The organism is Arthrobacter sp. EPSL27 (assembly GCF_001512305.1).
Classification (GTDB): domain Bacteria; phylum Actinomycetota; class Actinomycetes; order Actinomycetales; family Micrococcaceae; genus Arthrobacter.
The window spans coordinates 144,645-158,371 of sequence record NZ_LNUT01000003.1 but is presented as its reverse complement, the minus strand read 5'-3'; the positions used below and the strand labels follow the sequence as shown (position 1 = coordinate 158,371).

Sequence of the window (13,727 nt, the reverse complement as noted above, 5' to 3'; positions counted from 1 at the left end):
AAGCAACGCGGGGTCACTCCACGCCCGTCCCGGGCCTCGGGATGGGCGCGGAGTGACCCCGCGTTGTGGTGGCTGGCTCAGATCAGGCGGGAACCCGGTCCGCCAGGGCGGGACGGGCCTCGCGGACTGCCGGGACGCCGTCGCCGTCCTGGCCGTACAGCCAGTCGTTGTAGCGGAAATCGTTGTCGTTGCGGCTCTTGAAGAGCAGGTTGCGCAGCGTCCGGGCCAGGCCGGAGACGTGCCAGGACTCGCCCCAGACGCGGGCGGTGCGCTGGACCCGCGCGGTGCGGCCGGCGCGGATGCTGTTGAAGTCCTTGATGGCACCGTCCCAGGCGTCCGGGTTGATGCCGTCGTCGGTGAAGACGGTCCCCACCGTGGCGTCCTGGAGCACGGCGGCGTCCTCCAGCGCCTGGCAGGCGCCCTGGGCGAGGTACTGGAGCATCGGGTGGGCGGCGTCGCCCATCAGCACCATGCGCCCGGCAACCCAGTTTTCGATCGGGTCGCGGTCGTACATGGGCCAGCGGATGCCGGTGGCCAGGTTCTTGAGGGCTTCCTGGACGGCCGGGACGCAGTCCTTGTACGCCGCCTCCAGCTCGTCCACGCCGCCGTACTGCTCTTCGCCGCGCTCAAAAGAGGGGGACTTGAAGACGGCCACGGTGTTCAGCAGCTTGCCCTTGCGCAGCGGGTACTGCACCAGGTGGCAGTCCGGGCCGAGGTAGACAATGACGTCCTCGAGGTCGGCCTTGGGCGTGTCCGCGGTGATCGGGACGGTGCCGCGGTAGGCGACGTAGGCGGAGGAGACGGGCTCGTCGTTGGTCACCAGCGGACGCAGGGTGGACCGGAGGCCGTCGGCGCCGATCACGACGTCGGCCTCATAGTCCACGCCGGCGGCGGTGTGCGCCACGCCCCGGCCGTTGACGGTTTCCACGCTTTCGACCATGACGTCGTTGACCAGCGTGACGCCGGCCGCCTCGCAGCCTTCGAGCAGGACCCGGTGCAGGTCGCTGCGGTGGATAACGACGTAGGGTGCGCCGTAGCGTTCCTCGAATTCCCCGCCCAGGCTCTGGCGGGTGAGCTCCTCGCCGGTGATGGCGTCGCGGAAGACCAGGTGCTTCGGCTGGACCCCGATCTCAAGGGCCTTTTCCAGCAGGCCCCAGCGCTTCAGGACGCGGGAGGCGTTGGGGGCCATCTGCAGGCCGGCGCCCACCTCGCCGAATTCGGGGGCGCGTTCGACGAGGGTGACGTTGGCGCCGTTCTCACGCAGCGCAAGGGCCCCGGCCAGCCCGGCCATGCCCCCTCCGATGACGAGGACATCGGTGGATTCCGCTCCGGTGGACTGGACGTGCTCAGACATTGCTTGCTCCTGTTGACGAGGGTGAGATTGAGGACTTGGACTTGAGTTTGAGCCAGACGGCGGCCAGCAGGACCGCGGCGATCGCGGCTGCCCCGGCGAAGGCGAGGAAGTTGGAATTGACGCCGAGCCCGGCGGCCAGCAGCAGGCCGCCCACCTGGGGTGCGGCGACGGCGCCGATGCGGCCCGTCCCCAGCGCCCAGCCCAGCGCGGTGCCGCGCAGGTGGCCCGGATAGTGGCTCGCGACGGCGGCGATGATGAGGCACTGCGTGCCGTGCGTTCCGACGCCGGCGAGGACCAGCATGAAATACACGACGGCGACCGGCGGGCCCGTGACCAGGACCACCAGGGCCCCGGCTGCGACGGCGGCCGCGGCGATGGCCGTGGGCATGGGACCGAACCGGGTCCCGGCCCAGGCCGTGAGGACCGACCCGGCCACGGCGCCGAGGTTCAGGGCGAGGGCGAAGGTCAGGGCGGACCCCAGGTTGTAGCCGGCCAGCTGCATCAGGTTGGGCAGCCAGGTGCCCAGCCCGTACCAGGCGAAGAGCGTGGCGATGGTCGCCAGGGCGAACAGCATGCTGGCGCCGAGGTACGGTGCGCGGAGCAGGGAGGAGAACCCGGCCGGCTCCTTGAGCTGCTGCCCCCTGCCGGGCGCCGAGCCGGCGGCACCGGCGGGGGCCAGCGTCTCCGGGAGGTACTTGAGGCCCAGCGGCACCACGATCACCAGGGCCAGGCCGGCCACGAGGAACATGGACTCCCAGCCGAAGGCGGGGATCAATTGGATGCCGACCAGGGCGGCAATGGACCCGCCGATCGGCACACCGGACATCATCAGGGTGGCGATGGTGGACCGCCACTTCGTGGGGACAAGCTCGGCCACGAGGGCATTCGCCGACGGCACCAAGCCGCCCAGGCCGATGCCGGCGAGGAGCCGCAGGACGCCGAAGACGGCGGCGCTGGGAGCGAAGGCGCACAGGACGGTGAACACCGAAAAGACGACGGCGCAGCCCAGGATGGTGCGGCGGCGGCCCCACGAGTCGGCCATCCGGCCGGCGAAGATGGCGCCGATCATCATGCCGACGAAGGCCATGGATCCGACGGTTCCTGCGGTGGCCTTGTTCAGGCCCCAGCCGGTCTCGGTGATGAGGGAGGACTGGACTGTGCCGTAGACGATGAGGTCGTAGCCGTCGAAGACCACCAACAGCCAGCAGACCAGCACGGCGGCTGCCGAGCCTTTGGAGAATTTGGATGCAGGCCCGTCAGCGGCCGCGGGGGTGGCTGCCCCCGGTTCGGACCGGTGCGGCGCTGCAGCGGAAGGTGTGTGATTCATGCCACTAACTGTCCTAGCCGCGCCAAGTGAACCACAATAGAATTCTGATGTGCAGAACAAGCCCGCGTCCGCTTCGGCCCGGAAGCCTGTCCAGAAGCGGCCGACGTATTCCATCGAGGCCGTGGACAACGCGCTGCAGCTCTTGCAGTTACTCCGCGACGGCGGGGCGCTGCGGCTCAAGGACGCCGCGGATGAGCTGGGCGTGGCCCCGTCCACAGCCCACCGCCTCCTGGCGATGCTGGTCTACCGGGGCTTTGCCGTGCAGGACGAAACGCGCCGCTACGTGCCCGGGCCGGCCATGGGCGTCGGGCCGGCCGGGCTCAGCTGGACGCGGTTGCTCCGCTCGCTCGCCCAGCCGCACATGGAGCTGCTCTCCGCGCAGCTGAACGAGACCGTCAACCTCATGGTGCGGGTGGGGACGAAGGTCCGCTTCCTGTCCTCGGTGGAGGGAAACAACGTGTTGCGCGTGGGTGACCGGCAGGGAACGGTGATGCCCGCCAACAAAACCTCCGGGGGCAAGGCCATGCTCGCCGAACTGGAACCCCAGATGATCGACCAGCTCTTCCGCAGCAACAATGCGGAGATCGGCGGGGACACGATTCCGGCGGAGGAGTACCCGGCGTTCCTGCGTGAACTGGAGTCAATCCGCAGCAACCGCTTCGCCGCCAACTTCGAAGGCACCGAGGACGGCGTGAGCGCGCTCGGGATTGCCCTGCACAACCGCCACGGCCAGGTGGTGGGCGCACTCAGCGTGTCCACGCCCGCCACCCGCTTCCGCAAGGTGTTCGACGCCGGCCTGGTCCCCGCCCTGCGGGAAACCTGCCGGCAGCTGGAGATCGACATCGCCGCCAACCCGGCCGACCCGGACTGACAGCGCGCCCGCCAATTCTGACCAGCAGAATATGTTGGGGGTCACACTGGCGCGTCCGTAGAGTCGAAGTACGCCAACCACCACTTCTGACCTGCCGAGGAGGCCCCCGTGTCCATCAGCGCCGAGAACACGACCCATGAATCAGTGGCTGCGGGGCACGTAGCTCCGGAGCCGACGCCGGAAGAGGCTGCCCAGCTGGAGGAGCTGTACCGGGACTTTGACCGGGAGAACCTGATTCCCCTCTGGACCGAGATCGCGGACCTGATGCCCATGGTCCCGTCCCCCAAAGCCGTGCCGCACGTCTGGCGGTGGAGCGACCTGTACCCTCTGGCCGCCCGTGCCGGCGATCTGGTCCCGGTGGGCCGGGGCGGCGAGCGCCGCGCAATCGCCCTGGCCAACCCCGGCCTGGGGAACACCCCGTACGCCACCCCCACACTGTGGGCGGCAATCCAGTACCTGGGGGCCCGCGAGACCGCCCCCGAGCACCGCCACTCCCAGAACGCCTTCCGCTTTGTGGTCGAGGGCGAGGGTGTCTGGACCGTCGTGAACGGGGATCCGGTCCGGATGTCCCGCGGGGACTTCCTGCTCACCCCGGGCTGGAACTTCCACGGCCACCACAACGACACCGATGAGCCGATGGCCTGGATTGACGGCCTGGACATCCCGTTCGTGCACTACGCCGACGCCGGCTTCTTCGAGTTCGGCACCGAACGCGTCACCGACGAGGCCACCCCGGACATCTCCCGGTCCGAGCGGCTCTGGGCCCACCCGGGCCTGCGCCCGCTCTCCGGCCTGGACGACACCACCAGCTCCCCCATCGCGGCGTACCGCTGGGAGTACACCGACCGGGCCCTGCGGGAGCAGCTGCTGCTCGAGGACGAGGGCCACCCGGCCACCGTGTCCCAGGGCCACGCCGCCGTCCGGTTCTCCAACCCCACCACCGGCGGCGACGTGATGCCGACCATCCGGGCCGAATTCCACCGGCTCCGCGCCGGAGCTTCCACCGAAGCCGTCCGCGAGGTCGGCTCCAGCGTCTGGCAGGTCTTTGAGGGCTCCGGCTCCGTGGTCCTCAACGGCGAAACCCGGAAGCTGGCGAAGGGCGACCTCTTCGTCGTCCCGTCGTGGGCCGCCTGGTCACTGCAGGCGGAGAGCGGGTTCGACCTTTTCCGCTTCAGCGACGCCCCCATTTTCGAACGGCTGAACTTCAACCGCACCTACATCGAAGGACGCACCAAGTAATGAGACTCCTTACCCTCCGCACCGCAGCCGGCACCACCCAGGCAGTGCGCCAGGACGGCGACACCCTGACCGAGATCGACGGATTCGCCGACGTCGGGGCGCTGCTCCGCTCCGAAGGCTGGGAAGCGACCGCCCAGAACGCGGCCGGCGCCACCCACCCGCTCGAGGGCGCGGACCTCGACGCCGTGGTCCCCTCCCCCGGGAAGATCATCTGCGTGGGCCACAACTACCGCAATCACATCAAGGAAATGGGCCGGGAAGTCCCCGAGTTCCCCACCCTGTTCGCCAAGTACCAGGAATCCCTGATCGGCCCGAATGACGACCTCGCCCTGCCGCAGGAATCGGACACGGTGGACTGGGAGTCCGAGCTCGCCGTCGTGATCGGCAAGAAGGGCCGCCGGATCAGCGAAGCCGACGCCGCGGACCACATCGCCGGCTACGCCGTGCTCAACGACGTGTCCATGCGCGACTACCAGTTCCGCACCGTCCAGTGGCTGCAGGGCAAGACCTGGGAGAAGTCCACCCCGTTCGGCCCGGCCCTGGTCACCAAGGACGAGTTCAGCGGCGGCCTCATGACCACCGCGGTGGACGGCGAGATCCAGCAGCAGACGCCCACGAACGACGTCGTCTTCACCCCCGAGTTCCTGGTCTCCTACATCTCCACCATCATCACGCTGAACCCGGGCGATGTGATCGCCACCGGCACCCCCGGCGGTGTGGGCCACGCCCAGGACCCCAAGCGCTACCTGCAGGAAGGCCAGATCCTGGTCACCAGCATCGAGGGCCTGGGACAGCTGAAGAACCGCGTGGTCAAGGAAGCCTGATGGTTGCCCGCCACGACCAGACGACGGACCCGGAGCTGCTTGCGGCCCTGCTGCAGGCGCGCCGGGGCACGGCGTTCTTCGCCCGCAAGCTCAATGAGCTGTCCGACGCGGAGCTCGACGGCGACTCGCTGCTGCCGGGCTGGACCCGCCGCCGTGGACCTGGCCAACGGCGCAGCGTTCCGGGACATCCCGGGCCCCGTCCTGGAACGGCTCCTGGCGGACATCACCGGCGCCTGGAAAACCCGCGGCACAGACAAGGACCTGATCGTCAGCGTTACAGACCGTGGCCTGACACTCGGGGACACGGCGTCGGACTCCCTCACCGTGGTTTCCGGACCGCTGGCCGGCGTCGTCGAGTGGGCCGCAGGCCGCGGCAGCTCCGGCGTCACGGCCACCGGGCCCGGCGCCGCCGGCGGTACGGTTCCGGCCGCACCGAAGTGGATCTGAGCCGCCACACCCCGTAGGCACCACGCAAGCACCCCATGATCCCCGCGGAAAAGCCCCCTCACCGAGGGGGCTTTTCCGTGTTCCGTGCCGGGGGCATTCCGCCGGGCTGCCTTTCCATCGAGGCGAGAACAGGCAATAATCGAATTGGTCAGCATACTTATCAATTTGAATGACGACTGAAGGAGCAGGCATGAGGGCACTTACGTGGCAGGGAAAGCGGTCAGTCCGGGTGGAAGAAGTTCCGGATCCGGTCATCCAGGAACCGACGGACGCCATTGTCAGGATCACGTCTTCGGCGATCTGCGGCTCCGACCTCCACCTGTACGAGGTCCTCGGGCCGTACATGAAGGCCGGCGACATTTTGGGCCACGAGCCCATGGGCATTGTCCAGGAGGTGGGGCCCGGGGTCACGAACCTCCAGCCGGGCGACCGGGTGGTCATCCCCTTCAACATCTCCTGCGGCCATTGCTGGATGTGCAAGCGGGGGCTGCAGTCCCAGTGCGAGACCACGCAGGTCCACTCCCACAACACCGGGGCCAGCCTGTTCGGATTCTCCGAGCTGTACGGGTCAGTCCCGGGCGGCCAGGCGGAACTCCTGCGGGTGCCCCACGCGGACTACGGGCCGATCAAGGTGGGCCAGGAACTGCCCGACGAGCGGTACCTCTATCTCTCCGACATCCTTCCCACCGCCTGGCAGGGCGTTAAGTACGCCGACGTCCCGGCCGGCGGGACACTGGCCGTCTTCGGTTTGGGGCCGGTGGGGCAGTTCGCCAGCCGGATCGGCCGCCACCTGGGCCACCGGGTGATCGCTGTGGAGCCGGTTGCGGAGCGCCGGAGCATGGCCGAGCGCCACGGCGTGGAGACCATCGACTTCACCAAGGACGTCGCGGAGCATCTGCGCGACCTGACCGAGGGCAGGGGCCCTGATGCGGTGGTGGACGCCGTCGGTATGGAGGCGCACAACTCCCCGGTCGGCGCGTTCGCGCAGAACGCGGTGGGGCTCCTGCCCGACGCGCTGGCCAAGAAGGCCATGGAGACGGCCGGCGTGGACAGGATGTCGGTCCTGCATACCGCCATCGATTCCGTGCGCCGAGGCGGGACGGTCTCGCTGAGCGGCGTCTACGGCGGCACTGCCAGCCCGATGCCGCTGATGACCATGTTCGACAAGCAGATCCAGTTCCGGATGGGCCAGTGCAACGTCCGCCGCTGGACGGACGATCTGCTGCCGCTCGTGGAGGACCCTGCAGATCCGCTCGGCGTGATGGACCTGAAGACCCATGAGGTGTCCCTAGACGGCGCCGCAGCCGCCTACGAGATCTTCCAGAAGAAGGAAGACGGCTGCATCAAAGTCGTCCTGAAGCCCTAGCGCAAGACCGCGCCCGCACTGAGAAAGGCAGAATCATGAGCACCTACCACCCGGAAAATGACCCCGCCAATCCGGACCGGCCCACGCCGGCCGGCCGCGCGGCGCAGCAGGACCCGTCCGGGGCAGGGGCGGCCGATCCCGCAGCCTCGGCCAACCCTGACCCGCTGGACGGGAAGATCACCGGGCTGGAGCCCGGCGGCGGGGTTCCTCCCGGAGAAACCCCGCCCGCGGAGGACCAGATGAGCCGCGACCAGGGGCACGAGGAGTAGCAGGCCCCTCCTCCGGCCGGCGCCAGCCAGCCGGGACCGGGACGTACGACGGCGGCACGCACCTGCGGTTTCCTGCAGACGGTGCGTGCCGCCGTCGTCCCTGACATGCTGGTGGGGTGCAATCGACCTCGACGGAAACTCCGCGCACCGCGCTCAGCTGGAAGCTGCTGCCCGCGTCGCTGGTGTCAGTCTCCGGGGTGCTGCTGTTCGGCGTCGAGAATGACCTCGGCTACGGGGTGCTGGCCGCGGGCCTGGTTACGGCGGCCCTGATTGACCGCGGGCTGCTGCGGCACCTGGCGCTGCTCGCGGCCGGCATGGTGATCATCAGCCTGGTCCCGCTGCACGCCGACCTGAGCCTCCAGCACATGGTCCTCATGGGCAGCGCCCTCGCCCTGGCCGTGCTGGTGCCGTGGGTGGTGTCGCGGTACGCGTACGGCGAGAGGATCATCCGGTTTCCGGTGAACACCGGCCGTAAATGGCCGCTGGCCGCGAAACTCTACCTGGCCGGCGTCGTCCTGCTGGGCTACTTCATTCTGCCCGCGTACCTGATCCGCACCGGGGTGTACCAGAACTGGCCGGACGCCTCCGACCCGACCATTTTCTCGCGGCTCTTCCTCGGCGTGAATGCCGTGGGCATCTGGGACGAGCTGTTCTTCATCTGCACCATGTTCACGCTGCTGCGGCAGCACTTCCCGGACTGGCAGGCCAACATCCTGCAGGCCGTGGTCTTCTCGTCATTCCTGTGGGAGATCGGCTACCAGGCGTGGGGTCCGCTGCTGACGTTCCCGTTCGCGCTGCTGCAGGGCTATACCTTCAAGCTCACCAAGTCCCTGAGCTACGTGGTCGCCGTGCACCTGACCTTCGATTTCGTGTTGTTCCTGGCGCTGGTGCACGCCCACAACCGCGACTGGCTGCCGGTGTTCCTGTACTGAAGCTGCCAGCGACCGCTCCTGACCAGTTACCGGGCCGAAACGGGCCGGGCGGCGGGGACACGCCGGTGTCGGTCCCCGCCGTGCCGAAGTAACTGGGCAGGAGCGCTGCTTTCGCTCTGTAGGTAGTGCCCTACACCGCAACAGCCTGGGGCGCGGGCGCGGGTTGGCGGACCAGTTCGTCCGCGAGGTCGGCGGCCAGGTCCTCGACCACCTGCCCGTACAGCAGACCGCCCTTGGCGGCGCTGGAACCCGCGGCCGAGGACAGGCAGCCGGTGGCGGGTGTCCGCTCCGGCACCACCGGCAGCCGGTCGAACCGCGGCAGCACCGCGGCAGGCCCGTCCACCAGGCGGTCCATGCCGACCCGGGCCGGTTCGAGGTGGAGCATCAGCGAGGTTTCCAGCACCCCGCCGTGCTCGATGTCCCAGCCCGGGAAGCCGCCCGGGTAGACCTGCGCCAGGGTGTCCTGGCTGACAAAGTCCCAGTACGACAGCAGGAGCACGCTCTGCCCTGCCCCGGGCTCGATTCCGAGCTCGCCCAGCGCCAGGTCGATTCCCTCGTACAGGAACTGGTAGTTCTCGAAGTGGCCGTTGATGAAGACCACGTGCCGGACGCCCTGGCTGAGGAAGGACTTCACCAGGTTGCGCGCGACCCCGATGAGGGCGGCGCCGTCGAGGCTGACCGTCCCCGGGAGGTGGTTGCCGCCGCCGGACTTCTGCTGCGACTTGTAGCCGTAGGCGATGGGCTGGGCAACCAGTGCGCCCAGCCGCCGGGCCACACCCTCCGCGAAGTGGGAGGCCAGGACGGTGTCCGTTCCCAGGGGAAGGTGGGGGCCGTGCTGCTCCAGCGACCCGACGGGAATGAGGACGATTGCCTCCCCGGATGCCACTGCGTCGCGGTAGGCAAAGGCGTCCAGGTCTTCCAGAAATACTGATCGGTCCATGCTGGTGGTGCTCCTCGTTGAGTTGCGGGCCCGGTGGCGGCGTCGGCCGCCACCGGGCCCGGCGGTGATGGTGTTGCGTGTCGGGGCTAGAGCCCGGCCGGGGCGGTGGTGGTGACGGGAAGGTCGCTGATCCGCGGTTCGGCTGCCACCGTGGTGGCAACGGTGCCGGGCGCCAGGATGAACTTCCGGTGGAAGTGCGGCCCCATCAGGGCGTAGGCCGTGGCGCTGGACAGGCCGCCGGCCAGCCAGGACAGGTCCCATCCGCCGAGTGCAACGGCTACCGGGCCCTGCATTGCCGGCACCAGGCCGTACATAAACAGCCAGGTGGAGAAGATGCCGATCAGCAGCGAAGCGATGCCGGCCGGGTTGACCCCCGGGAGGCGTTTGGTGCCGACGGCGTCGAAGAGCCGGGCAGGGTCTCCGGGCCAGCGCTTTTCAATCCAGAAGTAGTGCACCAGCATGACGCCGCCCCACGCAGCCACCCAGGCGACGAGCCCGATCAGCCACGCGTCCAGGACTGCGGCGAAGTCCTCCTGGAAGATGAAGAAGATGACGGCGGCCAGCGAGAAGACGCCGACGAACAGGTTGAGCTTGCGGCGGCTGATGGTGATGTCGAGGGCCTGCGTCGCGACCGAGAAGGTGTAGATGTTCAGGATGTTGGTGGCGATGGGGCCGTGCAGGACCATCAGGAGTACCGGCAGCGCCAGGACACCGAAGTTCTGGACGATCAGCTTGCCGGGGTCGATCTCGCCGCTGTTGGTAGCCAGGCTTGCGCCCAGGATGCCGAGCCAGACGACGGGGATGAACTGGCCCAGGACCGAGGCCAGGTAAACCTTGCGCTTGGGCACTTCGGTGCTGACGAAGCGGGAGTAGTCGGCGGCGTAGGTGAACCAGGTGATGCCCCAGCCGATGCCGATGGCGGTCATGACGGCGCTCATCGCGGCGATGCGCTCCGAGCCTTCGAGGATGTTGCCGGCCGGTCCGGCGTAGGACCAGTTGATCTTCATGCCGAACCAGGCGACGGCGGACATCACCGCGAGAATGATGATGGTGGGCGGCACGGTCCACTTTTCGAAGGCCGCGATGGCCTTGTAGCCGAACCAGGCGATGGCGACCTGCGCGGCCATGATGGCCGTGGCGACGCCGATCTTCCAGGCGTAGTTCTGGGCCGTCGGGTCAACCCAGCCGAGGGTGCCGAAGAGGGCCATCACCAGGTCCAGGATGATCCAGGTGTTGACGGCGCACCAGCCGATGACCAGCAGGGCCTGGATGGCGGCGGGAAGGTAGTTGCCGCGCCGGCCGAAGGCGGCCCGGGCGAGGACCATGCCGGTGGCGCCTGTCTTCTGGCCCAGCAGGACGAAGCAGCCGAAGAGCAGCATCCCGATCAGGTTCCCCAAAACCAGGACCGTGACGGTGTCGGCGAAGCCGAGGCCAAGATGGATGCCGAGGGCGCCGAGCACCCAGTTGATCGGGGCAAGGTTGGCGCCGGCCCAGATCCAGAACTGGCCGGACACTTTGTGGGTTCGCTGGGATTCAGGGATGGGCTGGAGCCAGGCCTCGACGTCATTGTCGGTGGCAGGAGAGTGGCTAGCCAAAATCATAGGGGGTTCTTCACGCATTGGAGCCTCCGTGAGTGAGTGGGGTCCTTCCAGATTATGTGGCATATGCCACATCCGCCTATATATGATGTGTCTAGTTAATATTTGCTTCACGCGACGGAGTGTCATGTCAATACGTCTTCAGGATGTCCTGGACCATCCCACCCTGGCGGTCGCCGATCCGGTGGTCCGGGCCGCGGCAGGCAGCGCCGCCCGGACGCAGCTCCGCTGGATCCACTCCAGCGAGATCCTGGACATCGCCCCGCTGCTCGACGGCGGGGAGCTGCTGCTGACAGGCGGGGAGGCCCTGGCCCTGGCCTCGGAGGAACGGCGGGTCACCTACATCCGCCAGCTGGCCGAGCGGGGGGTGGCGGCCCTGGCCATCGAGACCGGCGCGGCCCTCCCCTCCCTGCCGTCCTCAATGGTGGCGGCCGCCGAGGACGCCGGCCTTCCGCTGATCGAGCTGCGGAAAGTGGTGCCGTTCGTCAGCGTGATGCAGGCCATCAACTCCTCGCTGGTCAGCGAGTCGGTCTCGCAGTTGCGCCGGGCGGATGAGGCCAGCCACGCGATGGCCGTGGAACTGGCCCACGGCGGCAGCCTGGACCGGATCCTGGCCGTCCTGGCTGGCATCACCGGCAGCGAGGTGACCCTGGCGTCCCTTACCGGCGCTCCCCTGGCCAGCGCGACGCCGGGGCACGCGGAGACCGGCGACCCATCCGCGAACGCGGCTGGCACTGATGCCGCCGGCACTGCGGCCGGGGACGAGCCCGCATCCCCGGAAGCGCCGGACGACCATGTGCGCCTGATCCATATCGACGTGCCGGTGCGCGGCATCCTCGCGGCGCAGCTGGTGCTCCGCGTTCCGGCGGACGAGGACGAAAACCTTGCCCGGACGGCAGGGAAGCGCTCGGTGGACATCCTGGCCCTGGCCATGCTGCAGCGGATGTCCCCGGGATTGCGGGAGGTTGCCGGAGCCGCGCTGATGCGCGCGATCGATTCGGGCAGCCAGCCGTGGCGGCTGCAGCAGTTGGCGTCAGCGGCCGGCATCCCGGCTGCGTCCCCGCTGGTGGCTGTGGTGGTGCGCTCGGATATCTCCCAGCAGCTGCGGACGGCACTGGAGCAACACCTGTCCCGGGCGGCGCAGTCCCACGCCACGTACGTTGACAACGCGGAGCTTCTGGCGGTGGCCAGCCTGCCCGGCGACGCTACGGAAGGAAGCCGGCAGGAGCTCCTTGCGGGCCTGTTGGAGCTTCCGGCCATGGCCGGAACACTCGCGGCCGCAGGTCCCCTGGTGTCCGGAATTTCGGATGCCCCCTGGTCGCTGTCAGAAGCCAAGCTCACGCTGGAATTGGCGTCTTCCCCGCAGCAGGGAGCCGTAAGCGGGGGTCGGCACCGCACCGTCATCGACGCCGAGGCTTTCGCCGTCGAGCGCCTCACCGTACAGGCGCTGGACCCGTACCAGCGCCGGAACTTCGTGCGGCAGCAGCTGGGCGCACTCCTGGACCAGGATGCCCAGCGGAATTCCCGGCTGCTTGAAACCCTGGCAACCTGGCTGGACTGCGGATGCAACACCGCCCACGCAGCCCGTGAGCTTCATGTGGAGCGGCAGTCGATGCACCAGCGTCTCCGGCGGATCTTCGAGCTGTGCGGCGGCGACCCCCGGGATTCCGGCCGGCTGGCGGCACTGCATCTGGCCACGCGGCTGGCCCGGCTGGCCTGACGGGTCAGCCGGCCCCTTGGCGCAGGCCGGGCCCGGGGGCTGCGGGCGGGCGTCCGCCCAGCCGGGCGGTGACCTTCGCTGCGGCCGCGGCGCAGGCCTCCCCCAACGCCTGCAGCCTGTCCTGGGACACCCGGAACCGGGGAGCCGGGATCAGGACGGCGGCCACCACCTCGCCCCGGTGGTCAAAGACGGGAGCTGCCAGGCCAACCTCATCAAGGGAGGTTTCCCCGTAGTTGACGGCCCAGCCGCGCCGGATGTCGTCCTTCAGCCGTACCAGGTAAGCGTCAAGGCTGGAGTCGTCCAGTCCCGGGCAGCTGATGGCACCGCTGGTGAGGAGGGAGCGGACCCGGGGTTCGGGTTCGCGGGCCAGGAAGACCTGAACGGAGGCGCTGAGGGCGTCGTTGTACCGGGCCCCCAGCGGGGTGGTGTGCTTGATCTGGTGGTGGCTGGCGATCTGCTCCACGCAAATGGATTCATCACCGCTCCACACCATGAGGGCGCTTGTCTCGCCGGTCTGTTCCGACAGCTCGCGCAGTACGGGATAGGCAACCCGGCGTTCCTCAAGCTCGGCGAGGAGCGGCCCGGCAACGGCTATCAGTCCCAGCCCAAGCCGGAACCGCCGCGTTTCAGCGTCCCGCTCCACCAGGTGCTCCTGCTCGAAGGTGGCAAGGATCCTCGAGACCGTGCTCTTGTGCAGCCCTACCCGGTTGGCGATCTCGGTGACACCGAGCAGGGGCTCGTCCGCTGTGAAAGTGCGCAGGACCGCGATCGCGTTGACGATGACGGAAGCGCCCTTGCTGTCGCCGTTGCCTGTGGTCTCGGGTTCTGTTGCAGTCATGG

12 protein-coding genes and 1 pseudogene are annotated in these 13,727 nt (G+C 68.7%); 8 read left to right on the top strand and 5 right to left on the bottom strand.

The features are described from left to right. Positions 1-82: 82 nt before the first annotated feature. Positions 83-1,354: an FAD-dependent oxidoreductase gene (locus AR539_RS02770; RefSeq protein ID WP_066432348.1), complete on the bottom strand. Its 1,272-nt coding sequence runs from the start codon at positions 1,352-1,354 to the stop codon at positions 83-85. Continuing rightward, entirely contained in the window at positions 1,347-2,681 is a 1,335-nt protein-coding gene (locus AR539_RS02765) for an MFS transporter (protein WP_066432344.1), read from the bottom strand. The genes AR539_RS02770 and AR539_RS02765 overlap by 8 nt, the downstream gene beginning before the upstream one ends. A gap of 49 nt (positions 2,682-2,730) precedes the next feature. Between AR539_RS02765 and AR539_RS02760 the strand changes: the two genes are divergently transcribed. The 7 genes and pseudogenes from AR539_RS02760 (at position 2,731) to AR539_RS02730 (ending at position 8,629) form a co-directional block, all read left to right on the top strand. Then, positions 2,731-3,552, top strand: coding sequence for an IclR family transcriptional regulator (locus AR539_RS02760; RefSeq protein WP_066432342.1), 822 nt, complete (start codon positions 2,731-2,733; stop codon positions 3,550-3,552). Positions 3,553-3,660: 108 nt separating this feature from the next. After that, the gene (locus tag AR539_RS02755; protein ID WP_066432340.1) at positions 3,661-4,791 is read left to right on the top strand and encodes a cupin domain-containing protein; all 1,131 of its coding nucleotides are present in this window, start codon (positions 3,661-3,663) and stop codon (positions 4,789-4,791) included. After that, positions 4,791-5,615 carry a fumarylacetoacetate hydrolase family protein gene (locus tag AR539_RS02750; RefSeq protein ID WP_066432338.1) on the top strand — a complete coding sequence of 275 codons (825 nt, stop codon included), beginning with the start codon at positions 4,791-4,793 and terminating at the stop codon, positions 5,613-5,615. Before AR539_RS02755 ends, AR539_RS02750 begins: the two co-directional genes overlap by 1 nt. Further along, positions 5,615-6,062 (top strand): annotated as a pseudogene (locus tag AR539_RS02745) (hypothetical protein). Before AR539_RS02750 ends, AR539_RS02745 begins: the two are co-directional and overlap by 1 nt. Positions 6,063-6,252: 190 nt before the next feature. Then, on the top strand, positions 6,253-7,428 hold the full coding sequence (locus AR539_RS02740; protein WP_066432334.1) for a zinc-dependent alcohol dehydrogenase: 1,176 nt from the start codon (positions 6,253-6,255) through the stop codon (positions 7,426-7,428). Between the two features lie 35 nt (positions 7,429-7,463). Beyond that, complete coding sequence (locus AR539_RS02735) at positions 7,464-7,697, top strand: DUF6480 family protein (protein WP_066432332.1); 234 nt, start codon at positions 7,464-7,466, stop codon at positions 7,695-7,697. Positions 7,698-7,813: 116 nt separating this feature from the next. Beyond that, positions 7,814-8,629 carry a CPBP family intramembrane glutamic endopeptidase gene (locus AR539_RS02730; RefSeq protein WP_066432330.1) on the top strand — a complete coding sequence of 272 codons (816 nt, stop codon included), beginning with the start codon at positions 7,814-7,816 and terminating at the stop codon, positions 8,627-8,629. A 130-nt stretch (positions 8,630-8,759) separates the two neighbouring features. On the opposite strand, the gene AR539_RS02725 is transcribed toward AR539_RS02730, so the two are convergent. Together AR539_RS02725 and AR539_RS02720 are read right to left on the bottom strand one after the other, a co-directional pair. Continuing rightward, complete coding sequence (locus tag AR539_RS02725; protein ID WP_066432329.1) at positions 8,760-9,569, bottom strand: creatininase; 810 nt, start codon at positions 9,567-9,569, stop codon at positions 8,760-8,762. Between the two features lie 86 nt (positions 9,570-9,655). Beyond that, a complete protein-coding gene (locus AR539_RS02720) occupies positions 9,656-11,170 on the bottom strand; it encodes a purine-cytosine permease family protein (RefSeq protein ID WP_231728465.1) in 1,515 nt (504 codons plus the stop codon). A 124-nt stretch (positions 11,171-11,294) separates the two neighbouring features. Between AR539_RS02720 and AR539_RS02715 the strand changes: the two genes are divergently transcribed. Then, a complete protein-coding gene (locus AR539_RS02715; RefSeq protein ID WP_066432327.1) occupies positions 11,295-12,887 on the top strand; it encodes a PucR family transcriptional regulator in 1,593 nt (530 codons plus the stop codon). A 4-nt stretch (positions 12,888-12,891) separates the two neighbouring features. On the opposite strand, the gene AR539_RS02710 is transcribed toward AR539_RS02715, so the two are convergent. After that, positions 12,892-13,725, bottom strand: coding sequence for an IclR family transcriptional regulator (locus AR539_RS02710; protein WP_066432326.1), 834 nt, complete (start codon positions 13,723-13,725; stop codon positions 12,892-12,894). Positions 13,726-13,727: the final 2 nt, after the last annotated feature.

Coding starts and splice junctions, on each gene's coding strand:
- AR539_RS02710 (WP_066432326.1), bottom strand. CDS start 13,725: ATGACTGCAACAGAACCCGAGACCACAGGCAACGGCGACAGCAAGGGC.
- AR539_RS02715 (WP_066432327.1), top strand. CDS start 11,295: ATGTCAATACGTCTTCAGGATGTCCTGGACCATCCCACCCTGGCGGTC.
- AR539_RS02725 (WP_066432329.1), bottom strand. CDS start 9,569: ATGGACCGATCAGTATTTCTGGAAGACCTGGACGCCTTTGCCTACCGC.
- AR539_RS02740 (WP_066432334.1), top strand. CDS start 6,253: ATGAGGGCACTTACGTGGCAGGGAAAGCGGTCAGTCCGGGTGGAAGAA.
- AR539_RS02750 (WP_066432338.1), top strand. CDS start 4,791: ATGAGACTCCTTACCCTCCGCACCGCAGCCGGCACCACCCAGGCAGTG.
- AR539_RS02720 (WP_231728465.1), bottom strand. CDS start 11,170: ATGATTTTGGCTAGCCACTCTCCTGCCACCGACAATGACGTCGAGGCC.
- AR539_RS02770 (WP_066432348.1), bottom strand. CDS start 1,354: ATGTCTGAGCACGTCCAGTCCACCGGAGCGGAATCCACCGATGTCCTC.
- AR539_RS02735 (WP_066432332.1), top strand. CDS start 7,464: ATGAGCACCTACCACCCGGAAAATGACCCCGCCAATCCGGACCGGCCC.
- AR539_RS02765 (WP_066432344.1), bottom strand. CDS start 2,681: ATGAATCACACACCTTCCGCTGCAGCGCCGCACCGGTCCGAACCGGGG.